The following is a 25,724-nucleotide window of genomic DNA, read 5'->3' as shown; positions in this document are numbered from 1 at the left end:
GCGTCGCGGTCCTCGGACCCTGTCCTGCCGGCCGGCGTCGCACCCCCGACGCCCGCACCGGAACCGGGACCGGAGCCGACGCCCCCACGCTAGGACCTGCTCCTGGGCCGGGGCCAGTACCCCTCCACCTGGCTGACCGGCAGCACGGACGCCGCATCGCCGGGCGGGACCAGAGGCCTCCGTCAGGCCGAGAGGACACGAAAAGACCATGACCGGGGAGCGCGGGCGGCCTTTTCTGTCCTCCCGGCGGCAGGGGCGGGCCGGGCTACAGGGCCGAGATGGTCCAGCCGGTCCGGTGCGTCTCCCCCGGCTCCAGGACGATCAGGTCCTCGCCGGTGTTGAAGGCATCGGGCGGGCAGGTCATGGGTTCGACGGCGAGCCCGAGCCGCGTGCTCTCCGGTTTCAGCGGCAGATCCGCCGTGTGGATCTGGACCCACGGGCAGCTTTCGTCCCACTCCATCGCAGTCCCGGTGCCGTGGACCGGGTCGGTGACCCGCACCGTGGCTCGGCCGGCGTCGTCGCGCGCCACGTCGGTGAACGCGTGGTCTATCTGGACGTCGCCGAGCGCGTGAGCGGTCCGGAAGTCGGACGGCGTCCCGGCGACGTGTTCCTTCGCCACGGGCAGCAGCCTGTCGGGCGTGACGGTCAGGACCGTGGCGGCGGGGAGTTCGAGCACCCATTCGTTCAGCGGCGACGGCCCTGCCACGAGGTACGGGTGGGGGCAGACGCCGTAGGGGGCGCGCCGGTTCCCGGTGTTGACCGCCGTGACGTCCGTGCGGAAGCCCTCGGCACCGACGCTGAACCGCGCCTCGAGCGAGACCTCGAAGGGATAGGCGTCCGTCGGCGCGATGACGCACGTGAGCGTCACCGCGGAGGCTGTGTGCTCCACGAGGGTCCAGGGGACGTCGAACACGAGCCCGTGGAGCGCCGTCGCGCGTTCGGGTTCGTTGATCGGCAGTTCGTAGGAGGAGCCGTCGAACGAGTAACGGCCGTCGGCGATGCGGTTGGGCCACGGGGCCACGAAGGCGCCCCGGAAGTTGGGCATCTCCTCGTCGGCTCCGAAGCCGACGACCAGGGGCCGGCCCTCATGGGTGAGTTCCCGGACGGCGGCACCGAGACCGAGGACGACGGCCGAATAGCCGCCACCCTCGATCCTGTAGTCGGGGGAGGTCATACGAGACTCAGGGCCGTCCATGACACAGGGGGCAGCGTGACGGTGACGGCGCCGCCGTCGAGCGTCGCCGAGGTGTTGGGCTTCATGGTCACGCGCTCCGGCTCCTCGAGGGTGTTCTTCGCATACACGTCCGTATCGTACAGGGACTGTGCATCCACCGAACTGAAACCGCTGAGCGCCGCGATGTCGATGGTTACGGTGATCTCCTCGGTCTGCGAGCGGTTGACGAGGAACACGGCTGCAGCGCCTGTGGCATCGTCGTGCGTGGCCACGGCATCGACGAGCGACACCTCGCCGTACTCGCCGGTCTCGTAGGTGCCGGCGTCGAGCTTGAGTTCGAGCACCGAGCCCTGCGCCAGCGTGGAGGTGATGGCGAAGGGGAAGAACGTGGTCTGGCGCCAGGCTGGTCCGTTCGGTTCCGTCATGATGGGCGCGATCACGTTCACGAGCTGCGCGAGCGACGCCGAGGTGACGCGATCGGCGTGCTTCAGGAGCGAGATCATGAGGTTGCCGAAAACGACGGCGTCCGCCACCGAGTAGCAGTCCTCGAGCAGGCGCGGTGCCACGGGCCAGTTGTCGAGGCCCTGGATCTTGTCGACGTTTTCGAAGCGGCTGATGTACCAGACATTCCATTCGTCGAACGAGATGTTGATGGTCTTCGAGCTGCCGCGGACAGCCTTGACGTGGTCGGCTGTCGCGACGACGGACTCGATGAAATGGTCCATGTCGACGGCAGAAGCCAGGAACGAACCGAGGTCGCCGTTCTTCTCCTCGTAGTAGGCGTGGCAGGAGATGTAGTCGACGTCGTCGTAGGTGTGCGAGAGGACCACGCGCTCCCACTCGCCGAAAGTGGGCATGTGGGCACTGGAGGAGCCGCAGGCCACGAGCTCGATCGAGGGGTCGAGCTGCCGCATGGCCTTCGCCGTCCGTGAGGCGATCTTCCCGTAGTCCTCCGCCGAGCGATGGCCGAGCTGCCAGGGGCCGTCCATCTCGTTGCCGAGGCACCAGATCTTCACGTCGAAGGGATCGGGCCGACCGTTCGCCATGCGCTGGTCGGCCAGGGCGGTGCCCTTGGGGAGGTTCGAGTACTCGAGGAGATCGAGGGCCTCGAGCGTGCCGCGGGTGCCGAGGTTCACCGCGAGCATCAGGTCGCTACCGACCTTCTGGAGCCAGGAGGCGAACTCGTGCATGCCCACCTGGTTGGTCTCGGTCGAGTGCCAGGCGAGGTCCAGGCGCGTGGGGCGCTCCTCACGTGGCCCCACGCTGTCCTCCCAGCGGAAACCGGAGACGAAGTTCCCTCCGGGGTAGCGGATGGTGGAGACTCCCATCTCCTTCACGAGGTCGATCACGTCCTGGCGGAAACCCTCGTCGTCGGCCGTGGCATGTCCGGGCTCGTAGATGCCGTCGTAGACGTGGCGACCGAGGTGTTCGACGAATCCGCCGAAGATGTTGCGGTTGATCCGGCCGACCGTGAAGGAGGGGTCGAGCGTGAGGCGAGCGTTCTGCATCGAACTGCTTTCTGTTCGGGTGACGTGGAGTGCGGGCGGTGTGGACTACTTGAGCGAGCCGAGCGACAGTCCGCCCTGCCAGTACTTCTGGAGGGAGAGGAACGCGATGATCAGCGGGATGATCGAGATGAAGGCACCCGTGGTGATCAGGTTCCACAGGGCCTCGCCGCCGCTTCCGGCGTTGGAGAGTGCCTGCCAGCCGTTGAGGCCCACCGTGACCGGCAGCAGGAGCGGGTCGGTGAGGACCGCCAGGGGCAGGAAGAAGTTGTTCCAGGTCCCGACGACGGAGAGCAGGAGCACCGTGACGATGGCCGGCCGCAGCAGCGGCAGCGCGATCTGGAAGAAGGTGCGGAGCTCACCGGCGCCGTCGATCCGGGCAGCGTCGAGCAGTTCGTCCGGCACGGCCTCCTGGGCGAAGACCCGCATGAGGTAGACGCCGAAGGGGCTGAGGAGCGATGGCAGGATGACCGCCCAGATGGTGTTCACGAGATCGACCGAGCTCAGCAGGACGAAGGTCGGGATGACCAGGGCGGTCAGCGGCACCATGACCGCGCCGAGCAGGACCCCGAAGAAGGCACTGCGTCCGCGGAATCTGTACTTGGCGAACCCGTATCCCGCGAGGACCGCGAGGATGGTCGCTCCCACCCCTCCCGAGATCGCGTACAGGAAGGAGTTGCCGAGCCAGCGCCAGTAGATACCGTCCTGCCGCTCGAACAGGCCCTGGATGTTGCTGAAGAAGTGGAACTCGCTGTCGAACCAGAGCGGGCCGCCGCTCCCGCCGAACAGTCCGGCGGTGTCCTTGGTGCTCGCGACGGTCAGCCACCAGAGGGGCGTGATGAAGTAGATGACCAGGATGAGCAGGAAGATGTGCGATCCGATGCGGGGGCCGCCGGTACGGGCGCGGTTCCGGGATGCAGCACCGCGGACCTTACGCCCACCGCCCTGGTGCTGTTCAGTGTCTGTGACGAGTGCCATGGCTTATTTCAGTCCGCTCTGCTTGCGGGTCAGGAAGAGGAAGAAGAAGGAGAAGACGAAGACGACGATCCCGAGCGCGAAGGAGATCGCGGACGCGTAGTTGAACTGGCTGTAGGAGAAGGCCAGCGAGAACGCGTACATGTTCGGTGTGTAGGACACCGGGATGGCGCCCTGCGCCACCCCCCTCAGGACCTGTGGTTCGGTGAAGAACTGGAGGGTGCCGATCAGGGCGAAGATGACCACCATGACCAGGGACGAGGAGATCATCGGGATCTTGATGCGCCAGGCGATCTGCCGGTCGGAGGCACCGTCGAGCACGGCGGCCTCGTAGATCCCGGGATCGATACCGCGTAGGGCTGCGTAGATGATGATCATGTAGTAGCCGGCCCACTGCCACGTCACGATGTTGACGAGGCTGCCGAAGATGTTGTCCTGCGACAGGAACTCGGGTGCAGCGAGTCCGAGGATGTTGAAGAGGTCGGTCGCCGGACCGAAACGGGGGCTGTAGAGGAAGCCCCACATGAGTGCTCCGATGACCACCGGGACCGCGTAGGGCACGAAGATCATCAGCCGGGAGAACTTGGACGCCCAGGTGGCGAGGTTGTCGAGGACGAGCGCCGCGAGGAGTGCCACGATCATCTGCGCGGGGATCATGATGAGGGCGAACTTCGCGACGGTGCCGAGTCCGCCGAGGAAGATCGGGTCGGTGAACGCCTTCACGTAGTTGTCGGCGCCCACGAAGTCGGTGCCGCTCGCGAGCGTGTTGGTGAACAGGCTCATCCTGAAAGCGAAGACCAGCGGCAGGATGAGGAAGGTCAGGAAGATGAGGGCGAAGGGTGCCACGAAGAGCCATCCCCAGCGTTGCCTGCGCCGGTAGTTCCGGTCCGGGCGGTGCTTGCCCTGCGGTGGTACCTCGACGCGGTGGGACGATGTCGGCGCGGTGGTCGTGGCCATGAAAGAGTCTTTCCTCGAAGCTGGTGGATAGCACGGTGGGTGGGCCCGGGACGGACCGGGGAAAGGCGCCCGCGATGGGCGCGGGCGCCTTTCCCGCGTGACTACTTGAGGGTGAAGCCCTGCTCGGTCGCGTACTGCTCGAGTGATGCCTGGAGGTCGTCGAGCGCCTGGTCGGCGTCCTTCTCGCCCTGCACCATCGCGTAGATCTGCTCGGTGAGCTGGTCATACGCGTAGTTCTGGAACGGACTGAAGGTGGCTCCCTCGTAGCCGGCAGCGGCATCCAGGAACACGTCCTTGTTGATCTGCTGGCCGCCGAAGAACTCGTACTCCTTGGCGGCGAACTCGTCCGACTCGAGGACCGGGGCGTAGGACGGGAAGAGTGCTCCCGCGTCCACCCCGAGGTTCATGCCCTCCTCGTTTCCGAAGATGCCCATGGCCACCTCGGCCGCCAGCTCCTTGTCCTTGGCCTGTTCGGTCACGGCGAAGGTGGAACCACCCCAGTTCACCTGGACGGGGTTCGCCGCATCCCACTGCGGGAGCGGGGCGGCACGCCAGACCGCGTCCGGGTCGGCGTCGGAGAGGCCCTGCAGGTAACCGGGACCCCAGGCTGCCGCGAGGTACACGGCGTACGAGCCGTCGACGAGCTTCGTGTTGTAGTCGGCGGTGAAGGCGTCGTCCGTTGCGACGAGCCCGTCCTTGACGAGTCCGTCCCAGTACTCGAGGACCTTCTTCGCGCCCTCGTCGTTGACCTTGATGCCGATCTCCTGCGGGTTCGCGGAGTCGTACACGAAGGGCTCGGAACCGGCCTGCGCGAACAGTGCCTGGTTGAACGCCCGTCCGTTGGTCGGGAAGTCCGCGATGACGGCGTCGCTGCCCGATTCCTTGAGCGTGCGCGCCGCTGCTTCGAACTCCTCCCACGTGGTCGGTACCTCGATACCGGCGGCGTCGAAGATGTCCTGGCGGTACAGCATGCCCATCGGTCCGCCGTCCACCGGGATGGCGTACACGGCGTCGCCGCTCGAAGCGTCCTCCCACGCGCCCTCCGCGTAGTCGGCCTCGACGTCGTTGGCGCCGTATTCGGTCAGGTCCACGAGCGCGTCGCGGATCGTGAAGCTGGAAAGGACCTCGGATTCGAGCTGGATGACGTCGGGAGCGCCGGAACCCGACTCGATCGACGTCGAGAACTTGGTGTACTCGTCGTTGCCCTGACCGGCGTTCGTCCAGCAGATCTGGACGTCGTCGTGGGCGTTGTTGAACTGATCCACCACCTGGTCGAACGCCGGGTACCAGGCCCAGACCGTCACCTGGGGTGCTTCCGCGTTGACGATGGTGTTGGTGCAGGACGCGGCTTCGGGACTACCTCCGCTGTCGCTCCCTCCGGAGCAGCCGGTCAGTGCGACGGCAGTAGCGGCAACGATGCCGGCCGTTGCCAGGAACGTGGCTTTCATATTTCTTGCTTCCTCTCGCGGTGGTGTTCCACCGTGGTCCGCCCAGGCGGACGGTCCAGGTGCTGCAGGGAGGAGGATCACCGGAGCGCGTGATGTCGGGCCCACTCGAATCTTCCTTGATCCGGGTCCGTGCTCCTGCGTGCCTGCCCGAAGAGGGCGGGTGCAAGAGTGCCGGTTCCGTGATTTACATCGTTGTAGGTAAACGATGTAAAGAAGCATGCAGAGTAACGCTGGTCACTGTCAAGAGGCTGGGCGAAAAAGTCGTGGGAGCTTCCGCCGTCACCGGGACGAGGCGGAGGACTCCCGCTCGATGACCTGGAACCGCGCCTCGAACTCACGGGGCGGAACAGAGCCGTCGCGTCCTGAAATGCGCTCCAGCAACACCCGCACCGCGGTGTCCGCGATCTCGTCCCTCCCCGGGTCGATCGTCGAGAGCGTCGGGAGCGAGTACCTGCCCTCATCCAGGTCGTCGAAGCCGATCACCGCGACGTCGTCGGGGATCCGCCGCCCTGCCTCCTGCAGCGCGCGCATCGCGCCGAGCGCGAGGGTGTCGTTCATGCCGAACAGTCCATCGAACTCGACTCCGGAGGCGAGAAGCTCGCGCATCGACGTGGCCCCGTTCGCCCGGTGCCACAGTGTCGTGTAGGCGACGAGGTCCGGGTCGAACGGGATGCCTGCCGCACCGAGTGCCTGCCGGTAGCCGCGCAGGCGCAGGCCTGCGGATCCGATGACCTCGCCCTCGTGCGCGCCGACGACGGCGATCCGGCGCCGGCCCCGTGCAATCAGATGCTCGGTCGCGGCGCGTGCAGAATCGACGTTGCTCATGGTCACGTGATCGGTGGGACCGCCGAAGATCCGCTCACCCAGCAACACCAGCGGGAATCCGACCTTCAGATGGTCCGCGTCCTCGTTGGACATGCCCAGCGGGCTGAAGAGAAGCCCATCCGTCATCTGCAGCCGGGGGCTGGACAGGATCTCGAGTTCACGGGAGCGGTCGCCGCCGGTCTGCTCGATGAGTACCTTCACCCCCCGCCGTTCCGCCGCCTTGATGGTCGAGTCGGCCAGTTCGGCGAAGTAGCTCAGCGAGAGTTCGGGGACGGCGAGTCCGATCACTCCCGTCCGTCCGGAGCGCAGGCTCCGCGCGGAGAGGTTCGGGCTGTAGCCGAGGTCGGCAATCGCGTCCAGGACCCGCTGCTTGGTATCGGCACGGATGTGCTCGTAGTCGTTGATGACATTGGAGACGGTCTTGATCGAGACACCGGCAGCAAGCGCGACATCCTTCAGTGTGGCCGCCATGCCGCCCCCTCGAGTTCTTTCGTGATGCCCTGCACGTCACGCGTGAGGCGATTCTACAACGTTGTAAGATGGGCGGGCACAACCTCCGAACAGGCCGCCGCGGCCGCGCTGTGCGCCGCGACACCGGCCGGACAAGGACCATCATGCTCGAGCAACACGTGCGGGACAGGCTCAACTGGGCGGGCAACTACGAGTACCAGGCCCGGATGATCGAACACCCCACCTCCCTCGCCGACCTCCAGCGAATCGTCGCCGGGTCCACCCGCGTCCGCGCCCTCGGCTCACGCCACTCCTTCAACGACATCGCGGACAGCCCGGGAACGCTCGTCTGCCTCGACGTGCTCGATCCCGGGGTGCTCATCGACGAGGATGCGCTCACCGTCACGGTGTCCGCGGGCGTGCGGTACGGCGTCCTCGCCGCGCAGCTCCAGCGGCGTGGCCTCGCTCTGCACAATCTCGCCTCGCTGCCCCACATCTCGGTCGGGGGCGCCATCGCCACCGCCACCCATGGGTCAGGGGACGCGAACGGCAACCTCGCCACCGCCGTCGTCGGGCTCGAGATCGTGACCGCGACCGGCGACGTCCTGGCCCTGGCCGCCGGCGACGACGACTTCGACGGGGCCGTCGTCGGCCTCGGCGCCCTCGGCGTCCTCCACCGCGTGACCCTGCGGGTCGAGCCCTCCTTCGACGTACGCCAGGACGTGTTCACGGACGTCCCGTGGGACGCGGTGCTCGCGGACTACGACGCCGCCACGTCCGCCGCGTACAGCGTCAGCCTGTTCACCGACTGGTCGGGAGACACCATCGGCCAAGCGTGGCTGAAGAGCCGCGTCGACGGCGCCCGCCCCGCGCCGTCCGCGTTCTACGGCGGGACCCCGGCGGACCGTGCCCACCATCCGGTGCCCGGGGTGGCCGCCGACCACTGCACGCAGCAGCTCGGCGTCCCGGGACCGTGGTCGGACCGGCTGGCCCACTTCCGCCTCGCATTCACCCCCAGCAACGGTCAGGAGCTGCAGACCGAGTACCTCGTGGGCCGCGAGCACGCGGTCGAGGCTATCCAGGCGGTCCGCGCCCTCGCCCCGAGGATCGCACCGCTGCTGCTGGTCTCGGAGGTGCGCTCCATGGCGGCGGACGGGCTGTGGCTCAGCAGCAACTACCGCCGGGACGGGATCGGCCTGCACTTCACGTGGAAGCCGGACCAGCCCGCGGTGGAAGCCCTGCTGCCGGAGCTCGAGGCGGCTCTGCTCCCCCTCGGAGCCCGGCCGCACTGGGGCAAGCTCTTCGCGGCGGACGCCGCTCAGCTGGCGCCGCTCTACCCACGCTTCGACGACTTCCGGGCCCTCGCCCGCCGCCTGGACCCCGACGGGACGTTCCGTAACGCGTTCCTGGACCGCACGGTCTTCGGCACCTAGGCGGACACCGGCCTCAGTGCTTGCGCGTCAGCCACTTCCAGTGCGCGAGGGTGCGCAGCCGGATGAGCAGGGCGCGGGACTGCTCGGGGCCGTACGGCAGGATGGGGATGGCCTTGGTCATGTCCACCGAGGCCTCGTCCATGGCCACCCGGGTCACCCGGACGGCGCTGCGCATCGTGTTCATCTGCGTCACCACGTCCTCGACGGCCAGGGGCTCGCCGTGACCGGGCACGAACACGTCGTAGAGGTCCTCGAGGGCGGCCATCTTGCCGAGCGTCCGCACCCAGTCCACGGGGAACGAGTCCTGGAAGACCGGATCGGCCCCCTCCTCCAGGAGACCCCCCGCGAACAGGACGTTCCCCGCCCCCACGAGCAGGTCGTGGTCGGTGTGGCCAAGTCCGAGGTGGAACAGCGTCACCGACTGGCCGCCCAGGTCGAGATCGACCGGCGTGCCCTCCACCAGGCGGTTGGCGGGGAGGATCCGGGTGTGCACGCCGTCACCCGCACCCATGGAGGGCTCGACGGCGAGGACCTCCACCCGCTGGTCCTCGCCCTTCTCGGCCTGCACGGCGCTGCACCGCGACGTGGCCCAGAACTGCTCGACGCCGTGAGCGGCGAAGTAGTCGTTGCCGAAGAAGTGGTCCGCGTGGGCATGGGTGTTCACGACGACGAGCGGCAGGCCGGTGACGGTCCGCACGTGCGCATACACCTCCGCTGCCCCGAGCGGTCCCGCGCCCGTGTCGACGACCAGCGCCTGCTCGGAGCCGACGACGAGGCCGACGTTCACCCGGAAACGCGCGGTGCGCAGCACGTAGATGCCCGGTCCGAGTTCCCGCCACGGGCCGGCGGTCTCGGGGCTGGTCACGTCGGTGGTCATGGAGTCCTCTCTGACGGCAGGAGTTCCAGTCTAGGTCCGGCACGCTCGGGCATGCGGAAGACCGGCAGCGCGACGTTGATCATCGGCCCGATGAGCAGGGCGAAGGCGACGGTGCCGAGGCCGACCGTCCCGCCGAGCAGCCATCCGAGCAGCAGCACCGTCCCCTCGATGGCCGTCCGGACTGCCCAGATCGGCAGCCCGAAGCGGGAGTGGATCCCCGTCATGAGACCGTCGCGCGGCCCCGGCCCCAGGCGGGCACCGAGGTACAGGCCGGTGGCCACCGCCAGCAGCACGAGTCCCCCGGTGAACAGCAGGAACCGCGCCCACAGCTGCCCGGGCTCCCCGAGCAGCGCGAGGCCGATCTCGGCACTGGGTCCCACGAGCAGGACGTTGAGGACGGTTCCGACGCCCGGGCGCTGCCGGAGCGGGATCCACAGCAGCAGCACGATCGCGCCGATGATGTTGGTCATGAACCCGAACGGGATGCCGGTCTGGAGCGATCCGCCCTGCCCGAGGACGTCCCATGGGGACACGCCGAGCGTGGCCCTGATCATCATGGCGAGCGAGAAACCGTACAGGAAGAGACCGATCAGCAGCTGCAACCAGCGCCGGGTACCGAGGAACGTCATGGTCCCAGTAGAGCCGGAAATTGGACTTACATCAAGATGCCAATCGTGCCAGAGTGGATTCATGATGGTTCTTCCTGCGCGCCGCCTCGCGATCGAACTCGGGACGTGGCGCACCGCCGGACCGGCCTATGGAGCACTGGCCGACCGCATCCGGCTGCTCACCCTCGATGGGCGCATCCCCCTGGGCACGCGACTGCCCGCCGAACGCGAGCTCGCCGCGCAGCTGGGCGTCAGCCGTACCCTCGTGGCGGCCGCCTACGCGCGGCTGCGGTCGGCCGGCTACGTGGAGAGCACGCGCGGCTCGGGCAGCGTCGTCGCCATGCCGGGCCGTGAGGTCCTGGCGCACGACGACGGCGGGCCCGGCATCGTCCTGGACTTCGGCAAGGCGGCGCTCCCGGCGGCCCCGCAGGTCGGCGAGGCCGCCGCAAGAGCTGCGCAGGAGCTGCCCGCCTACCTGAACGGCAGCGGCTACGACCCGCTCGGTCTGCCCCGTCTGCGGCAGGCCCTCGCCGACCGATATGCGGCGCGGGGCGTCCCCACGGCACCCGGACAGATCATGGTCACCCTCGGAGCGCAGCACGCCATCTCACTCCTGGCCCGCGCACTGCTCGGACGCAGCGACTCGGCGCTCGTCGAGGCGCCGAGCTACCCCCATGCGTACGAGGCCCTGCGCGCTGCAGGCCGGCGACTCCTGCCGGTCTCCGTCGATGTCCGCGACGGCTGGGACGACGACGGCCTCGAGCAGGCGTTCCGGCGGGGGCGGCCGACGCTGGCCTACGTCATGCCGGACTTCCACAACCCGACCGGGGCCGTGATGCCCCCCGATCAGCGGGATCGGCTGATGACTGCGGCAGTGCGACAGAGCACGGTCGTCGTCGCGGACGAGACGATGGCTGAGCTGCGGATCGACGGTGACCCTCTGCCTCCCCTCGGCGCCTTCGGACCCGCCGTGCTGGTCGGGTCCATGGGCAAGACCGTGTGGGGCGGCCTCCGCATCGGATGGATCCGGGCGGAGGAGGACCTCATCCATCGTCTCGTCCAGTCCCGGTACGCGCAGGACCTCGGGACGCCGATCCTCGAGCAGCTCATCGCCCTCGAGATGCTGGGTACGTACGACGAACTGCTGCTCCTCCGCTCGAAGCAGCTGGCCGAGGGCCGGAACCACCTCGAGGGACTCCTCCACGAGGCCGTGCCCGCGTGGGATGTCCCTCACGTCCAGGGCGGACTGTGCACGTGGGTGAATCTGGGAGCGCCCGTCAGCTCGCAGCTGGCGCTCGCCGCCCGGGACCGTGGCCTGCTGCTCGGCGCCGGACCCCGCTTCGGGATGGACGGGGTGTTCGAACGCTTCCTCCGCGTCCCCTTCGGCTATCCGCCCGAGGACACCCGCCGGGCGGTGGACATCCTCGCCTCGGCCTGGCGGTCGGTGGACGCCGGGGCCCCGGTCAGGGACGTCTTCGCACCGGCCCTGGTGTAGGCCCGAACGGCCGGATCACACCCCGACCGGCGTTCCGAGGTACTCGGCGAGGTACGGCGCCGTCGCGCTGACGTCGGCCGCGAGCCCGGCGATCCGGTCCGGCGTCCCGGCGGCCACGACCCTGCCGCCGGCGGACCCTCCGCCCGGGCCGAGGTCGATCACCCAGTCCGCGGACGCCACGACCGCCATGGTGTGTTCCACCACGACCACCGTATTGCCGGCATCGACCAGCTTCCGCAACTGCGCGAGGAGCAGCACCACGTCCGCGGGATGCAGTCCGGTGGTCGGCTCGTCCAGCAGGTAGAGTGTGTGGCCGCGCCGGGCGCGCTGCAGTTCGGTGGCCAGCTTGATGCGCTGGGCCTCTCCTCCGGAGAGTTCCGTGGCCGGCTGCCCCAGCCGCAGGTACCCCAGGCCCACCTCCTGCAGCGTGGCGAGCGAGCGGGCCGCGGCCGGGATGGTCCCGAGGAAGGAGGCGGCGTCGTCCACCGTCAGCCCGAGGACGTCCGCGATGGTGCGGCCCTCCAGCGTGACCTCGAGGGTCTCCTCGTTGTAGCGGGACCCGGCGCAGGCCGGGCAGGGGCCGTAGCTCCCGGGAAGGAACAGGAGCTCGACAGCGACGAATCCCTCGCCCTGGCAGGTCTCGCACCGTCCGCCCTGCACGTTGAAGGAGAACCGGCCGGCACCGAACCCCCGTGACTTCGCGGCGGGCGTGGCGGCGAAGGCCTTCCGGACGGCGTCGAACAGGCCCGTGTAGGTCGCGAGGTTGGAGCGCGGTGTCCGCCCGATGGGTTTCTGGTCCACGCTGACCAGGCGGTCGAAGGCTTCGAGTCCGCTGATGCCCTCCACCGTGGAGCCGGGGTAGGCCTCGTGGTCCGTGCCGTCGTCGACCGGCTCGGCGTCGGCGGGGGTGTCGTCGCGGACGTGTGCCCCCACGGCCTCGGCGAGGACCTTGCTGACGAGTGTCGACTTCCCCGATCCGGACACGCCGGTCACGGCTGTCAGCACGCCCACGGGGATGGCGGCGTCGAGCCCCTGGAGGTTGTGGCGGCGGATGCCCTCGAGGTGCAGCCAGGCCGAGGGGTCCCGGCGGACGCTGTCCGCCCGGGACGCCGGCGCGGTCCGCGCGAGGAACGGCGCCGTGAGCGAGGTCGGGACGTCGACGAGCCCGTCGGCGGGACCGCTGTAGATGATGCCGCCGCCGCCCTCCCCGGCGAGCGGGCCGACGTCGACGATCCAGTCCGAGCGGCGGACGACGTCCATGTTGTGTTCGACGACGAACACCGAGTTGCCGGCGTCCTTCAGTGCTTCGAGGACGGCGAGGAGCGGCTCGACGTCGGCGGGATGCAGGCCGGCGGACGGCTCGTCGAGCACGTAGACGACGCCGAACAGCCCGGACCGGAGCTGGGTGGCGATACGCAGCCGCTGCATCTCACCCGGCGAGAGCGTGGGGGTGGCGCGGCTCAGGCTCAGGTAGCCCAGGCCGAGGTCGACGAGGACGTCGAGGCGCTGCACGAGGTCGCGGCTGATGGTGACGGACACCTCCGTCCCCTCCCCCGACGTCCACGACCTGTGGGCGGCGACCGGGTGCTCGAGCGTGGCCGCCGGCCCGAGGTGCGTGGCGAGTTCCGCGAGCGGCAGGGCGTTGGCCTCAGCGATCGACAGCCCGGCGAAGGTCACGGCGAGCGCCTCCGGACGCAGGCCGCTGCCGCCGCACTCGCCGCACGGGCCGGACTCCATGTAGGGCAGCACGCGCTCGCGCATCTGCTGGCTCTTGGAGTCCCGGAGGGTGTGCATCACGTAGCTCTTCGCACTCCAGAAGCGCCCCTTGTAGGGCTTGGCCACGCGGTCCCGCTGGGGGGTCACCTCGACGACGGGCTGCTCGTCGGTGAACAGCAGCCAGTCCCGCGCCTCGCGTGGAAGTGCCCGCCAGGGGACGTCGATGTCGTAGCCGAGCTCGCCGACGACATCGCGGAGGTTCTTACCCTGCCAGGCACCGGGCCACGCGGCAATGGCACCCTCGCGGATGGTCAGGTCCGGGTCGGGGACGAGCGTCTCCTCCGTGACATCCCGCGCAATGCCCAGCCCGTGGCACCGCGGGCACGCTCCCCCGGCGGTGTTCGGTGAGAAGGCGTCGGACTCCAGGCGTTCGACGGCGTCCGCCGGGTAGGTGCCGGCGCGCGAGTAGAGCATCCGGAGCGAGTTGGAGAGGGTGGTGAGCGTCCCGACGGTCGAGCGCACGCTGGGCGTGCCCCGCCGCTGCTGGAGCGCGACGGCGGGAGGGAGCCCCGTGATCGAGCCGACGTGCGGCGAGTGGCCCTGCTGGATGAGCCTCCGCGCGTAGGGGGCGACCGACTCCAGGTAGCGGCGCTGTGCCTCGGCGTAGATGGTCCCGAACGCCAGGGAGGACTTGCCCGAGCCCGAGACCCCGGTGAAGGCGACGACGGCGTCCCGCGGGACATCGACATCGACACCCCGCAGGTTGTTCTCGCTCGCGCCTCGGACGCTGACGAAGCCGTCACGTGCCGTGGCGGGGTGGGCAGGGGCGTTGTTCGGCGACTCGATCACCGACCCAACCCTACGGTTCCGGAGGCAGCGCGTGGGACAGGACCATCCGGAACCCGGGCCCTTGCGGCAGGGCCGACGACGGAACCCGCTAGGAACTCCCTGCGTCCTTCGGGGAATCAGCCGCGGGCCCCTCCGGTCGACGCCTCTGCACCGCGTAGTGGTGGCCGAGGGAGTCCGTGTGGACCTCGATGGACCGCAGGGCGCTCTCGGACTCCTCCTCGGCGGCGTCGTGGCGGTGCACCACCGGCGTACTCGCATCGGAGCGTGCCGCCGGTCCGAACAACGTCCCCGCAGCGGTGTCGAGCCCGTCGAAGAAGGACCGGTGGTGGCGGCCCTCCGGGTGCGGCGGCGGCTCCTGGTCCGTCCCACCGACGGCGGTCAGCGACGGGACGGCCTGGTCGTGCTTCCTTCGATTTCGGCGGATTTTCATTCTGCACCTGATTCATCGTGGGACGGACATTCTACTCCGTCCCGCGTCTACAGGTCGGCGAGCAGGCCGCCCGGATTCTCGATCGCATCTGCGACGAACCGCAGGAATCCACCGGCGGTTCCGCCGTCGCACACCCGATGGTCGAACGCGAGCGTCAGCTCCGTCACCTTCCGCACCGCGAGCTGACCGTCCACGACCCACGGGCGGTCGATGATCCGGCCCACCCCGAGGATCGCCGATTCCGGGTAGTTGATGATGGCCGCGCTGCCGTCCACGCCGAACACGCCGTAGTTGTTCAGGGTGAAGGTGCCGGAGGAGAGGTCCGACGGTGTGGCCCTGCCCTCGCGGGCCAGGGCGGCCAGGCGGCGGATCTCGGCGTCCAGGCCGCGGGCGGACAGCGTGTCGGCCCGCCGGACACTGGGCACCACGAGCCCACGCTCGGTCTGCGCCGCGATCCCGAGGTTCACGCCGTCGACCCGCACGATCTCCTGGGCGCCGTCGTCGCCTGTCACGATCCGGCTGTTGAGTTCCGGGTAGCGGGCGAGGCCGGCGACGACGAAACGCGCCACGAAGGCCAGCAGGCCGGGCACCGCGTCCGGCGTCCGGCGCTTCATCGCCTCGCGCAGGTCCACGAGGGCGGTGGCGTCGACATCGACCCAGACCGTGGCCTCGGGGATCTCGCGCCGGCTGCGGGTCATGGCCTCGGCGATGGTCCGCCGGACTCCCCTCAGCGGGGTGCGCTCGAGGACCGCGAGGCCGGACCGGGAATCGACCTCGGCGGCGGATGCGTGAGCGGTCGCGGGCGCCGCGCCGGGCACGGCGTCGACGGGGTCCCCGCGGTCCGGCGACGCCGCCGTCCTCACGGCGACCGCCTGCTCCACGTCACGGCGGAGGATCAGGCCGTTCTCCCCCGATCCGTGGAGGTCGGCGAGCCGGATGCCGTTGTCCCGCGCGAGTTTCCGGACCAGGGGCGAGACGCACGTCGGCGCGACACCGAGGTCGGGCGCGGCTGCAGTACTAGGCGCGGCGGGCCGGCCGTCGGTTGCCGCTTTCGCCGCGGGCGACGACGTCCCGGAGTCGGTCGCCGCCAGGGCGTGAGGTGCGGCTACGGTGGGCGTCGCAGCAACCGGGGCAGCGGACGCCGGCGCCGATGCGGCCACGGCTCCCTGCGTCCGGCCCTTGCGCGGCCGGGTGCGTCCACCGGTGAGACCACCGGGCGTGCCGTAGCCGATCAGCACGTTCCCCGATCCCCCGCCGGCTGTCGAGGCATCACCTGCGGAGCCGGTGGCAGCGGCGGGGACCCCGGCCTCCTCGCGGAGCTCCGCCGCTGCGGCGTCGATGACGGCGTCGGTGGCGGTGTCAGTGTCTGCGGTGATGTCAGCGGTGTCAGCTGCGCCGGTGCCGGCGGTGTGGGCTGTCGGTGCCGCACCCGCACTGCCCTCAGGCCGGACGGAGAGGAACGGGGCGCCGACGTCGAGCACCTCGCCGGGCCGGCCGTGCAGCACGGCGACGGTCCCCGCGAAGGGCGAGGGGACCTCGACGACCGACTTGGCGGTCTCGACCTCCGCGATGGGCTGGTCGACGGCGACGGTGTCCCCCTCGGCGACGAGCCAGGACACCAGCTCGGCCTCGGTCAGGCCCTCTCCGAGGTCGGGGAGGGCGAACACCTGGAGCCCCGATTCGACGGCGGGTGCACTCATGTCAGTCCTCCCACTGCAGGTCGTCCACGGCGTCGAGGATGCGGTCGACGCTGGGCAGGTAGAAATGTTCGAGCTTGGGCGACGGATACGGGATGTCGAATCCGGTCACGCGCAGCACGGGCGCCGCGAGCGAGTGGAAGCAACGTTCCTGGACCCGGGCCACGATCTCCGATGCCACGGACGCGAAGCCCGGCGCCTCCGCGACGACGACGGCGCGGCCGGTCCGGCGGACGCTGGCACACACGGTCTCGTCGTCGAACGGCACGATGGAGCGGAGGTCGATGACCTCGATGGAGCGGCCTTCCTCGGCGGCCGCCGCGGCTGCGGCGAGCGCCGTCGGCACGGACGGACCGTAGCTGATGAGGGTCGCGTCGGTCCCGGGACGGGCGACGACGGCCTTCCCGATGCGCCGGGGCGCCTCGCCGGCCTCGAAGGTCCGGCGGAGCTCCGTGAGGTCCACTTCCTCCTTCGCCCAGTACAGCTTCTTCGGTTCGAGGAACACCACCGGGTCCGGGGACGCGATGGCCTCGCGCAGCATGAAGTAGGCGTCGCGGACGGTCGCCGGAGCCAGGACGGTCAGGCCGGGGGTGTGCGCGTAGTAGGCCTCGGAGGAGTCGCAGTGGTGCTCCACCCCGCCGATGCCGCCGGCGTACGGGATCCTGATGACCAGGGGCAGGCGGACCTTGCCCTTGGTGCGGTTCGGCATCTTCGCGACGTGGCTGACCACCTGCTCGAAGGCCGGATAGGCGAAGGCGTCGAACTGCATCTCGACGACGGGCTTCATGCCGTTCATCGCCATGCCGATCGCCATGCCCATGATGCCCGCCTCCGCGAGCGGCGTGTCGAAGCAGCGCTGCTCCCCGAAGCGTGCCGTCAGGCCGTCCGTGATGCGGAAGACGCCGCCGAGCGTCCCGACGTCCTCGCCGAACATCAACGCGGACGCGTCGGCCGCCATGGAGTCCGCGAGGGCGGCGTTGAGGGCTTTGGCGAAGGTGGACGTCGCCCGTCCTTCGGGCACCGGGGCGGCGTCGCCCCGGGCGGCCACGCCCCCGGCGGGGGCCTCCGTGGTCTGGGTCATCGTCCGTCCGCCTTCGTCTCTGCCGTGGGGGTTCCTGGGCCGGCGGCATCGCGCGCCAGTTCCTCGCGCAGCTGCTCCGCCTGCTCGCGCAGCTGTGTCGTCTTCTCCGTGTACACGTACTCGAACAACTCTGCCGGGTTCACTGTGACCTCCGTGTTGAGTCCCTTCCGGATGGCGGCGGCGATCGCGTCCGCCTCCTCGGCCAGCGACTGCTCCTTCCCATCCGTCAGCAGGTCCAGCGAGCGCAGGTAGGTGCGCATGCGCGTGATCGGGTCCTTCGGCACCCAGCGCTGGACGTCGTCGGCGGAGCGGTAGCGGGTCGCGTCGTCCGCGTTGGTGTGCGCCTGCATCCGGTACGTGTGGGCCTCGACGAGGCTCGGCCCACCACCGTCGCGGGCCCTCTGCACGGCGCTTCCGAGCACCGCGAGGAGCGCGGCGAGGTCGTTGCCGTCCACGCGCTCTCCCGGCATGCCGTACCCGATGGCCTTGTGGGCGAGGGACGGCGCGACGCTCTGGCTCCGGAGCGGGACCGAGATGGCGAACTCGTTGTTCTGGACGAAGAACACGACGGGCACGTGGAACACGGCCGCGAAGTTCAGGGCCTCGTGGAAGTCCCCCTCGCTGGTCGCTCCGTCACCGCACATGGCGAGGACCACGGTCGGCTCGCCGCGCAGCTTGGCCGCGTGGGCGACGCCGACGGCGTGGAGCAGCTGCGTGGCCAGCGGCGTGGCCTGGGTGGCGACGCGGTGCTCGTGCGGGTCGTAGCCGCCGTGCCAGTCGCCGCGCAGCAGGGTGAGGACCTGAAGCGGGTCGACGCCGCGGGTGATGACGGCGACCGTGTCGCGGTAGGTCGGGAAGAGCCAGTCCTCGGCGTCGAGGACCACGGCGGCGGCGACCTGGCAGGCCTCCTGCCCGTGGGAGGAGGGGTAGACGGCCATGCGGCCCTGACGGACGAGGGCGTTGGCCTGGTCGTTGATGCGGCGCCCGGTGATGAGGCGCCCGTAGGCCTCGAGCAGCGCAGCGCCGTCGGGGAGCAGGTAGCGCTCGTCGGTGGAATGGTGGCCGTCCGGGTCCACCAGCTGCACGGGCTCCGCCGACGGGAGCAGGGCGCCGTCCGGCGTCGTGCCGTGCGCTCCGCCTCCGGCGGCTCCGCCCAGCAGGCCGCCGAGGCCCTCATTCGTTGCCGTACTCATTGCGCCTCCATCACCAGCCGCTGCAGCGGCAGTCCATTTCCGGCGGCGAGCGGTAGCTCCGACGCTGGATGCTGTGTGAGACCAGTATGGCCAGCAGACGTTATTTGTATCCACGGAGTGGATGAAGTGTGGATTTTTTCTCGCCTTGAGCAGTATTCTTTGGACGAATTGACAGTGTGAGCTGGATTACGTGAAGGAGCGTGGACGCGTGGTGGACGGAGTGCTCGACGACGTCGATCGGAAGATCCTCGCCGAACTCACGCGGGACGGCAGGCAGTCGGTGACCTCGGTGGCGGAGCGTGTGCACATCTCACGCGCGCACGCCTATTCCCGTATCGCGAAGCTCACCGAGGACGGGGTGCTGACGCGCTTCACGGCGATCATCGACCCGGCGAAGGCCGGCCTCCGGTCCTCGGCCTACGTGACCCTCAAGGTGCGGCAGCACTCCTGGCGGGAGCTCCGGGACAGGCTGCGCAGCGTCCCGGAGATCCACCACATCGCGCTGGTGGGGGGTGACTTCGACGTCATCCTCCTGGTGCGGGCGGAGGACAACGTGGGGTTGCGGCGGGTGATCTTCGACCAGCTGCAGTCGATGCCGGGTGTCCTGGACACCCAGACGTTCCTGGTCTTCGAGGACCTCGACACGCGCTGACTCCCCCGGTTGCACCCCGGGCCGGGCGACACCTGCAACGAGGTGGATGCGGCGACCCGTTCCCTATCGTCGCCGTCCTCTCGGTGCCCGATTGCCCTTGGACGGCGAAAGCGCCGCCTCGGGTACTGCCTCCCCGCCCGGCACGTTCCCGGACCCACGCCGCGGCACTGTCATGGCGGCAACTTCCCCGAGCCGGGGGGTGAGATGATCGTCGCCGTCCACCGTTCCCGATCGCCACGACAGCGTGAGCCCGTCCGCGGTGTCCTCGAGCGACGCGAGGTTGTTGTCGAACCACGGTCCCCTGATGTTCCGCCAGCGGAACGGTGGGTCAGGGACCTTCACGGAGCGCGCCACGAGGGCTCCGATAGGGGCCGCCACGGCGTAGGACAGGATGGCGGTGGAGGAGCGCAGGAGCCGCGGCAGCGGATTACGGATCGGGGAACACACCACCTGGAGGATGCGGCTTCCCGACGTCCTGTCCACTTCCGCGACGTACGAGAAGTGGACGTCTCCCGACAGGAAGGTCACCGTCTCCGGCGCCGGGCCCCGGTTGCCGTCCGCGACGTCGATCGCCATGCGGGCCACGGCGCGGAAACTGTTCTGGAAAGCGCCCCAGTGTTCCAGATCCATGCCCTGCCGCAGCTTCTCTCCCAGCCGTGCACCCAGTGAGCCCCATGCACCCTGTGCGAGGGCCTCGTCCCACGACTCGATGTGATGCAGTCCCAGCGGCAGGAGGAACGGCAGCGAGGTTCCCACCAGCAGATGCCGGAATCCGCCGACCATCCTGTCATCCAGCCACCCCGTCTCCTCCTCGCTGAGCAGGGCCCGTGCATCGGGTGTCAGCACGCGGGATACGCGGGAGTCCACCACGATCAGGCGCGTGTCATCGAAGTCGCGGCAGTAGCTCCAGCGGTAGCTGGCCGGGTCCTTGTCCGCCCGATCGGCGAAGGCGTCGAGCTCTTCGCTCAGGTCGAGCTCGGCGGCGTCGTCGTGGTCGACGATCCGTTGCCAGATGGGGTCCTCGGCGCGCCGGTCCGGCGACAGGTTGCCGAGGTGCTGGTACACCCAGTACGACGCGAGGCCTGCGACGATCCGGTCCTGCCACCAGGAGGTGGCCTCCATTTCCTGCTTCCAGGAGGTGGAGGCGTTCCAGTCATCGCGGATGTCGTGGTCGTCGAAGATCATGGCACTGGGAAGGGTGGACAGCAACCAGCGGTTGGCGTTGTCGGACCAAGCCAGCTTGTACAGGTGGGCGTACTCCTCGTAGTCCTTCAACTCGGCGCCGGGATCCTCCTCGATGTCCCTCCGTCCGCGGATGAACTCCTGCATCTCCTCACTGGTGGAATCGGCGTACACCTGGTCGCCGAGGAACAGGACCAGGTCCGGCCGCGGTGAAGCATCGTCCTTCGCCCGGTGGAGCGCGTACGCACGCATCGCATCGACGCCGTGGGTCCGGTTGCCTTCCTTGGTGTGCGGGACGCTCGTGCGGCAGGACCCGAAGACCAGTCGCAGGGGCTTCCCCGGGGTGCGTGTCGCAATGCTCGACGGCGGGAATTCGGGCACGGATCCCGGGTCCGGCCAGACCTGGTGTCCGTCGATCTCCACCGTGTACGAAGTGACGCTTGCCGGCTCGAGTCCGTCCACCTCGACGAGCGCGTAGTGGTGCCCGTGGACCGCGAACGTGCGTGCTTCCCAGGATCGCTGGGCGGCCCGGACGGCGACGCGTGCCGCGGCGCCGACCTCCACCCAGATACTTGCCGAGGTTTCGTCGACGTACCGCAGCATGGGGCCAAGGACCAGGGGCGTCGGTGTCATATGTAAGTTCTACCCTTCTACCTCTCGGCCCGCAGGTCGATGTCGAAGAGCTTACCCTCGGGCTGGTTCGAGCGGCCCTCGACGAAGGAAGCGGGCGGACCGGGATTCTCGTTCAGCGGGCGAGTGACATCTCAGCTGCGTTGGTGAAGGTCTCGAACAGGTCATGCGACGGGGGCATGACCTGCGTCATGAGAACTACTGCGGTCTCGTGCTCGGGCCACGTGTACCAGAGGGTACCGAGCCCGCCGCCCCATCCGTAGCGGCGGCCACGCATGCTACGGGTGATGCCTACGCCATATCCCCACCCACCGCCGTCGAGGAAGGCATGCGCTAACGGTGCGGATCGCTGCTCCTCGGTGAGCTGGTCCGCGGTCATGGTCGCGACAAGTTCCGGAGAAAGGAATCCGCAGCCGCCGTCGAGCAGCATGCGGGCGAACCGCAGCATGTCACCCGCTGTCGAGACGAGGCCGCCGCGTGCGTCCGGAAAGGCCGGTCGGGTCGACCATCGGCTCTCGACGGCACTGTCGAAGACAACGAGGCCGTCCTCGTTCCGGGCAAAGGACGGCACCAAGTGCTCGAGGGCTCCGACGAATCCTGTCTGAGACATGCCCAGCGGGGTGAACAGCTTCTCGCGCATCAATCGATCCAAGGGCATCGTGGATGCTCGTGCGAGGACGACGCCGAGGACGGCGTACGCCAGCTCATACCGCCAGACGGTACCGGGCTGCTCGAGAAGGGGCAGGGCAGCGAAACGAGAGATCCAGTCCGAGGGCGCCGGCAGTGCCGGAGGATCGGGAGGCCCGAAGCCCAGTCCAGCGGCCGCAGCCGCCTCGACTGCTGGACAGTCACTGTCGAAGACGAAACCGAACCCCATACGCATCGTCAGCAGGTCCTCAACGGTGATCGGCCGGTGGGCCGGCACTACATCGTCGAGCGGGCCCGCGAGGCGGCGCAGAACACGGCGGTCGGTCAGTTCGGGAAGGAACGTCTCCACCGGGTCGTCGAGGTGAAGCACGCCGTCCTGCACCAACAGCAGGGCCATCGCCGCGACCATGGGTTTCGTGTTGGAACTGATGCGCATGACGGCGTCGACGGGCATCGCCGTATGTCCATCGGGATCACGTGTTCCCACCGCGGCAGCGGTCGCAAGACCTTTCTGCAGGACACCCACGACAGCACCTGGTACCTCACCGGCATCCACCATCGGGCGGATCTGATCAAGCAGGTGTTGTGCTTCCACGGCCTGAGAGTATCAGCGGGATACCTCCGGCCCCGATGCCCGCGAACCGGCATCGGCGTGCAATGCGTGCAGTGCGTGCAGTGCGACTACCGTCACCTCGCGCTATGAGGCAACGAACTCTCCGAGCGCGGCCAGTAGACGGTCGATATCGTCGTCGTTGTTGTACGGCGCCAAGCCGATCCGCAGGGCGGCGCTGTCCTCGAGGTCGAGACGACGGAACGCTTCGTACGCGTAGAAAGAGCCGGCCGGTGCGAGGATGTTCCGTTCGATGAGGAACCGATAGGCGTCCGCGGAGGACCGGCCCGGAATTGTCACCAGCAGCGTCGGTGTCCGATCCTGGGCTTTCGAGTGCAGCGTGACGGCGTCGCCCAGTTCGGCGAGCCCTGCCTCGATGCGGGAGCGTAACGCGAACTCGTACTCGTCGACCACGTGGGCGGATGCGAGGAGGCGCGCACGGCGGCCGGTTGCGCCGCCGGGCGCGATCGCGGCGAGGAAATCCACGGCCGCTGTGGCTCCGGCCATGATCTCGTACGGGAGGGTACCGAACTCGAACCGCTCGGGAACCTCGTTCGTGGACGGCAGCAGCTTGTCCGGCTGCAGTGACTCCAGCAGATCCGGGTCGGCCACGAGGACGCCGCAATGGGGCCCGAGGAATTTGTAGGGCGAACAGGTGAAGAAGTCAGATCCCAACGCCTTCACGTCGACCGACGCGTGAGCGGTGTAGTGCACCCCGTCCACGTACACCAGGGCGCCGACGGCGTGAGCGGCATCGGCGATGCGGCGCACCGGCGGTTTGGTGCCGAGCAGGTTCGACGCGGCGGTGATCGCGACCAGCTTCGTGCGCTCGGTGATCGCGGCGGCGACGGACGCTTCGTCGATCTCCGTGGTGTCCGGGTCGAATTCGATCCAGCGCACGATGGCGCCGACCGCGGCGGCTGCTTGCAGCCAGGGGCGGATGTTGGAGTCATGATCCAGGCGTGACACGACGACTTCGTCACCCGGCTGCCAGGTCTTCGCGAGGTGGCGGGAGAAGTCATAGGTGAGCTGCGTTGCGCTTCGCCCATAGACGACACCGCGAGGGTGCGCCCCGAGGAGGTCCGACATCGCCGATCGGAATCCACCGACCGCCGACTCGGCGTTGCTCTCCGAGCCCATGCCGGAGCCGCGGTTGGACAGCGGTCCGGTGATGGCGTCGGCTATCGCGGTTCCCACGACAGTGGGGGTTTGCGTTCCGCCGGGGCCGTCAAAATATGCGGTGCCGGTAAGCAGGGCGGGGAAGTGCGCGCGGAGGGCCGCGATATCCAAAGTCATGTCGTTACTTTCTCAGGTGAAGGTCGATGCGGAAAAGGGCGCGGCGAAAGCCGTCGTACATCAGTTCGAGAAGTTCGCTCCGGGATCGGCATCCGAGCTTGTGCGGTTTCTTATGGGCGCGGGACTCCGGACGACGCGGTCCAGGGTAGGACTTCGCCGAACTCGGGCCCACCCTCGACTTCATCAGCGCCCACAATCAAAGCAGCCTCAAACGCATCCGACGGCACGTCTTTGAAACGTCGGACAGCTCCGACGACCCGCACAGCCAATGGAACGATGCCCGAACAGAGCTGGTGGACGACCGCGCCTACGACCGGCCCGAAGTGCGCCAGCCACGACGCAGCGATAGCGGGAAGCGTGCAGGCCAGAGGAACCGGGTACCGGACTCCTGAGCGTGCTGGAAGGATTCAGGTCATGCTGCAGACGGTCAATCGTGATGTTCACCGAGGAATCTCTTCGTACTGGCTCGATGAAGCCGGCATGTGCGCTGGGACGTTGATCTTCGGTGTCGGGTTTCGGAACGAGCCGGTGGGGCTGGCTGGTGTTACGCATCTGGTCGAACATCTTGTCCTGCGACGGGTTCACCCGACCACGGTCCGCCACGGAGGCGTCGTGGACACGAATACGACACAGTTCCACGCCTTTGGTAGCCCGGACGGAGTCGCGGATTTCCTGAACAGGGTTGCCGACGTGATCACGGGTTTCGCCGACCTCACAGACCAAGACCTCGCCCTGGAGAAAGCGACTATCCGGGCGGAGAACCCGTGGGCGTACCGGCGCCTGTCGGCAGGATTGCTGACCAACCGCTTCGGCGCGGAAGGCCCGGGAATCGGCCAATTCGGCGCGCCGGCGACCACCGGTTTCAGTAGAGAAGAAGCCATCGAGTGGACCAGGACATGGTTCACTCGGCACAACGCGGCCGTCACCTTCTCCGGGCACCTCCCGGACGAACTGGACCTCCAGCTCCCACCTGGCAAACCGACCGTCAGGACGGAACCAACACCGCTCATCACGGTGCCGACCCTGGTCCTGTCGGAGAAAGCCGGTGTGGCGCTGTCCCTGATCGTCCCCCTCCGCCATGCAGGGCTGCTCGCCGACGCTCTGGTCTACGAACTCCGCGAACGCCTGGGCCACGACCAGGGACTGATCTATTCCGTGGAACCGATCATGACCGTGCTTGGTAGTGACTCCGTCCAGCTCGAGTTGGTGCTGGATCCGATCGAGGAGAACACCCGCAAGACTCTGAAGAAAGCCCTCACAGCCGTTCGGGATATTGCTGACCGAGGGTTCAGCCCGCACGCAGTCGACGCCGCACGACACGCATATGTGGCGGACCTCGCGTGGGACCACACCGTTCCCACTGACTTTCTCGAGCAGACCGCCGTCGATGGGTTGTTCGGAAGGACGACGCCCACCCGCGAGGCACTACTCGACCTCGCGAGCGGCACCGACGCCCAAACGCTGACAGCGCTCCTCAAAGCCAGCTTGGAGACGCTCATGCTGGCGATCGACCGAGACGTGGAGATCCGGGAGCAGGACGGGAAGTATCTGGGGCTGACCGTCGATGCCTCGACGATGTGGGAGCCCTACAACCGGACCGTGGAATCGACCGTTTCCGGGATCACCGGCGAGTTGCAGGCGTGGAGGAACAAGAACACCAAGAGCACGCTGCAGCTCACCGGCACGCACCTGATCAAGCACGCCGCCGCCAGGTCGAAGGCGATCACCCTCGCGGACGTCGTCCTCGTCGGAGACCGTACCTGCGGAGGAATCGCTCTCATGGACCGTCGTGGACGGACCACAGAACTGAAGCTTCAGGAGTGGAGACGCAACAAGAGCCTGAGAAAAGCCCTACTGAAAGCCTTCCCGGGCGCCGTTGTCCGGGCGTTCCCCGCAGCATGAAACCCGACCGACATTTTCGCTGAACCACCGTTCAGGGGGATCTGGCGCGCATTCTCATGGTCGGGTCTGAAACTCGGCGCAACACTCCTGG

General features: G+C 68.6%; 20 protein-coding genes. 4 read left to right on the top strand and 16 right to left on the bottom strand.

Going from position 1 to position 25,724, the window contains the following annotated elements; translation table 11 throughout:
- Positions 1 to 265: 265 nt before the first annotated feature.
- From ACX80F_RS10860 to ACX80F_RS10835, 6 genes are all read right to left on the bottom strand, one after another.
- The gene (locus tag ACX80F_RS10860; protein ID WP_459336401.1) at positions 266 to 1,174 is read right to left on the bottom strand and encodes an aldose 1-epimerase family protein; all 909 of its coding nucleotides are present in this window, start codon (positions 1,172 to 1,174) and stop codon (positions 266 to 268) included.
- Positions 1,171 to 2,682: an arabinosylfuranosidase ArfA gene (gene arfA, locus ACX80F_RS10855; RefSeq protein WP_459336400.1), complete on the bottom strand. Its 1,512-nt coding sequence runs from the start codon at positions 2,680 to 2,682 to the stop codon at positions 1,171 to 1,173. Before arfA ends, ACX80F_RS10860 begins: the two co-directional genes overlap by 4 nt.
- A gap of 45 nt (positions 2,683 to 2,727) precedes the next feature.
- A complete protein-coding gene (locus ACX80F_RS10850) occupies positions 2,728 to 3,657 on the bottom strand; it encodes a carbohydrate ABC transporter permease (protein ID WP_459336399.1) in 930 nt (309 codons plus the stop codon).
- A 3-nt stretch (positions 3,658 to 3,660) separates the two neighbouring features.
- Positions 3,661 to 4,611, bottom strand: a complete 951-nt coding sequence (locus ACX80F_RS10845; protein WP_459336398.1) for a carbohydrate ABC transporter permease — start codon at positions 4,609 to 4,611, stop codon at positions 3,661 to 3,663.
- A gap of 101 nt (positions 4,612 to 4,712) precedes the next feature.
- Entirely contained in the window at positions 4,713 to 6,059 is a 1,347-nt protein-coding gene (locus ACX80F_RS10840) for an ABC transporter substrate-binding protein (protein ID WP_459336397.1), read from the bottom strand.
- A 279-nt stretch (positions 6,060 to 6,338) separates the two neighbouring features.
- Complete coding sequence (locus ACX80F_RS10835; RefSeq protein ID WP_459336396.1) at positions 6,339 to 7,355, bottom strand: LacI family DNA-binding transcriptional regulator; 1,017 nt, start codon at positions 7,353 to 7,355, stop codon at positions 6,339 to 6,341.
- 143 nt (positions 7,356 to 7,498) lie between these two features.
- Between ACX80F_RS10835 and ACX80F_RS10830 the strand changes: the two genes are divergently transcribed.
- Positions 7,499 to 8,767: an FAD-binding protein gene (locus ACX80F_RS10830; RefSeq protein WP_459336395.1), complete on the top strand. Its 1,269-nt coding sequence runs from the start codon at positions 7,499 to 7,501 to the stop codon at positions 8,765 to 8,767.
- A gap of 13 nt (positions 8,768 to 8,780) precedes the next feature.
- Here ACX80F_RS10830 and ACX80F_RS10825 read toward each other — a convergent pair whose 3' ends face one another.
- Both ACX80F_RS10825 and yczE read right to left on the bottom strand, forming a co-directional pair.
- Entirely contained in the window at positions 8,781 to 9,644 is an 864-nt protein-coding gene (locus ACX80F_RS10825) for an MBL fold metallo-hydrolase (protein ID WP_459336394.1), read from the bottom strand.
- Positions 9,641 to 10,273, bottom strand: a complete 633-nt coding sequence (gene yczE / locus ACX80F_RS10820; RefSeq protein WP_459336393.1) for a membrane protein YczE — start codon at positions 10,271 to 10,273, stop codon at positions 9,641 to 9,643. The genes ACX80F_RS10825 and yczE overlap by 4 nt, the downstream gene beginning before the upstream one ends.
- Positions 10,274 to 10,334: 61 nt before the next feature.
- On the opposite strand from yczE, the gene yczR reads away from it, so the two are divergent.
- Positions 10,335 to 11,747: a MocR-like transcription factor YczR gene (gene yczR, locus ACX80F_RS10815; protein ID WP_459336392.1), complete on the top strand. Its 1,413-nt coding sequence runs from the start codon at positions 10,335 to 10,337 to the stop codon at positions 11,745 to 11,747.
- A gap of 15 nt (positions 11,748 to 11,762) precedes the next feature.
- Here yczR and ACX80F_RS10810 read toward each other — a convergent pair whose 3' ends face one another.
- The 5 genes from ACX80F_RS10810 to pdhA form a co-directional block, all read right to left on the bottom strand.
- The gene (locus tag ACX80F_RS10810) at positions 11,763 to 14,309 is read right to left on the bottom strand and encodes an excinuclease ABC subunit UvrA (protein ID WP_459336485.1); all 2,547 of its coding nucleotides are present in this window, start codon (positions 14,307 to 14,309) and stop codon (positions 11,763 to 11,765) included.
- Between the two features lie 91 nt (positions 14,310 to 14,400).
- Complete coding sequence (locus ACX80F_RS10805) at positions 14,401 to 14,742, bottom strand: hypothetical protein (RefSeq protein WP_459336391.1); 342 nt, start codon at positions 14,740 to 14,742, stop codon at positions 14,401 to 14,403.
- A gap of 47 nt (positions 14,743 to 14,789) precedes the next feature.
- Entirely contained in the window at positions 14,790 to 16,442 is a 1,653-nt protein-coding gene (locus ACX80F_RS10800; RefSeq protein ID WP_459336390.1) for a dihydrolipoamide acetyltransferase family protein, read from the bottom strand.
- Position 16,443: 1 nt separating this feature from the next.
- Complete coding sequence (locus tag ACX80F_RS10795) at positions 16,444 to 17,520, bottom strand: alpha-ketoacid dehydrogenase subunit beta (RefSeq protein WP_459336389.1); 1,077 nt, start codon at positions 17,518 to 17,520, stop codon at positions 16,444 to 16,446.
- On the bottom strand, positions 17,517 to 18,713 hold the full coding sequence (pdhA, locus tag ACX80F_RS10790) for a pyruvate dehydrogenase (acetyl-transferring) E1 component subunit alpha (protein ID WP_459336388.1): 1,197 nt from the start codon (positions 18,711 to 18,713) through the stop codon (positions 17,517 to 17,519). The genes ACX80F_RS10795 and pdhA overlap by 4 nt, the downstream gene beginning before the upstream one ends.
- A 208-nt stretch (positions 18,714 to 18,921) precedes the next feature.
- Here pdhA and ACX80F_RS10785 point away from each other — a divergent pair, with 208 nt between their 5' ends.
- Positions 18,922 to 19,365 (top strand): Lrp/AsnC family transcriptional regulator, encoded by a 444-nt coding sequence (locus ACX80F_RS10785; RefSeq protein WP_043441957.1) that lies wholly within the window; start codon positions 18,922 to 18,924, stop codon positions 19,363 to 19,365.
- Positions 19,366 to 19,428: 63 nt separating this feature from the next.
- On the opposite strand, the gene ACX80F_RS10780 is transcribed toward ACX80F_RS10785, so the two are convergent.
- From ACX80F_RS10780 to ACX80F_RS10770, 3 genes are all read right to left on the bottom strand, one after another.
- Positions 19,429 to 21,180, bottom strand: a complete 1,752-nt coding sequence (locus ACX80F_RS10780) for an alkaline phosphatase D family protein (RefSeq protein WP_459336387.1) — start codon at positions 21,178 to 21,180, stop codon at positions 19,429 to 19,431.
- Positions 21,181 to 21,292: 112 nt separating this feature from the next.
- Positions 21,293 to 22,420 carry a serine hydrolase domain-containing protein gene (locus ACX80F_RS10775; RefSeq protein ID WP_459336386.1) on the bottom strand — a complete coding sequence of 376 codons (1,128 nt, stop codon included), beginning with the start codon at positions 22,418 to 22,420 and terminating at the stop codon, positions 21,293 to 21,295.
- A gap of 102 nt (positions 22,421 to 22,522) precedes the next feature.
- Positions 22,523 to 23,731 (bottom strand): cysteine desulfurase-like protein, encoded by a 1,209-nt coding sequence (locus ACX80F_RS10770; RefSeq protein WP_459336385.1) that lies wholly within the window; start codon positions 23,729 to 23,731, stop codon positions 22,523 to 22,525.
- A 414-nt stretch (positions 23,732 to 24,145) separates the two neighbouring features.
- Between ACX80F_RS10770 and ACX80F_RS10765 the strand changes: the two genes are divergently transcribed.
- Complete coding sequence (locus ACX80F_RS10765; RefSeq protein ID WP_459336384.1) at positions 24,146 to 25,633, top strand: peptidase M16 family protein; 1,488 nt, start codon at positions 24,146 to 24,148, stop codon at positions 25,631 to 25,633.
- Positions 25,634 to 25,724 lie beyond the last annotated feature (91 nt).

It is taken from the genome of Arthrobacter sp. TMS2-4 (assembly GCF_054511075.1).
This window is presented reverse-complemented; position numbering and strand designations above follow the sequence as displayed.

Excerpts from the sequence above, each read along its gene's own strand:
- ACX80F_RS10860 (WP_459336401.1), bottom strand. The coding sequence starts at position 1,174 with ATGACCTCCCCCGACTACAGGATCGAGGGTGGCGGCTATTCGGCCGTC.
- arfA (WP_459336400.1), bottom strand. The coding sequence starts at position 2,682 with ATGCAGAACGCTCGCCTCACGCTCGACCCCTCCTTCACGGTCGGCCGG.
- ACX80F_RS10850 (WP_459336399.1), bottom strand. The coding sequence starts at position 3,657 with ATGGCACTCGTCACAGACACTGAACAGCACCAGGGCGGTGGGCGTAAG.
- ACX80F_RS10845 (WP_459336398.1), bottom strand. The coding sequence starts at position 4,611 with ATGGCCACGACCACCGCGCCGACATCGTCCCACCGCGTCGAGGTACCA.
- ACX80F_RS10840 (WP_459336397.1), bottom strand. The coding sequence starts at position 6,059 with ATGAAAGCCACGTTCCTGGCAACGGCCGGCATCGTTGCCGCTACTGCC.
- ACX80F_RS10835 (WP_459336396.1), bottom strand. The coding sequence starts at position 7,355 with ATGGCGGCCACACTGAAGGATGTCGCGCTTGCTGCCGGTGTCTCGATC.
- ACX80F_RS10830 (WP_459336395.1), top strand. The coding sequence starts at position 7,499 with ATGCTCGAGCAACACGTGCGGGACAGGCTCAACTGGGCGGGCAACTAC.
- ACX80F_RS10825 (WP_459336394.1), bottom strand. The coding sequence starts at position 9,644 with ATGACCACCGACGTGACCAGCCCCGAGACCGCCGGCCCGTGGCGGGAA.
- yczE (WP_459336393.1), bottom strand. The coding sequence starts at position 10,273 with ATGACGTTCCTCGGTACCCGGCGCTGGTTGCAGCTGCTGATCGGTCTC.
- yczR (WP_459336392.1), top strand. The coding sequence starts at position 10,335 with ATGATGGTTCTTCCTGCGCGCCGCCTCGCGATCGAACTCGGGACGTGG.
- ACX80F_RS10805 (WP_459336391.1), bottom strand. The coding sequence starts at position 14,742 with ATGAAAATCCGCCGAAATCGAAGGAAGCACGACCAGGCCGTCCCGTCG.
- ACX80F_RS10800 (WP_459336390.1), bottom strand. The coding sequence starts at position 16,442 with ATGAGTGCACCCGCCGTCGAATCGGGGCTCCAGGTGTTCGCCCTCCCC.
- ACX80F_RS10795 (WP_459336389.1), bottom strand. The coding sequence starts at position 17,520 with ATGACCCAGACCACGGAGGCCCCCGCCGGGGGCGTGGCCGCCCGGGGC.
- pdhA (WP_459336388.1), bottom strand. The coding sequence starts at position 18,713 with ATGAGTACGGCAACGAATGAGGGCCTCGGCGGCCTGCTGGGCGGAGCC.
- ACX80F_RS10780 (WP_459336387.1), bottom strand. The coding sequence starts at position 21,180 with ATGACACCGACGCCCCTGGTCCTTGGCCCCATGCTGCGGTACGTCGAC.
- ACX80F_RS10770 (WP_459336385.1), bottom strand. The coding sequence starts at position 23,731 with ATGACTTTGGATATCGCGGCCCTCCGCGCGCACTTCCCCGCCCTGCTT.
- ACX80F_RS10765 (WP_459336384.1), top strand. The coding sequence starts at position 24,146 with ATGCTGCAGACGGTCAATCGTGATGTTCACCGAGGAATCTCTTCGTAC.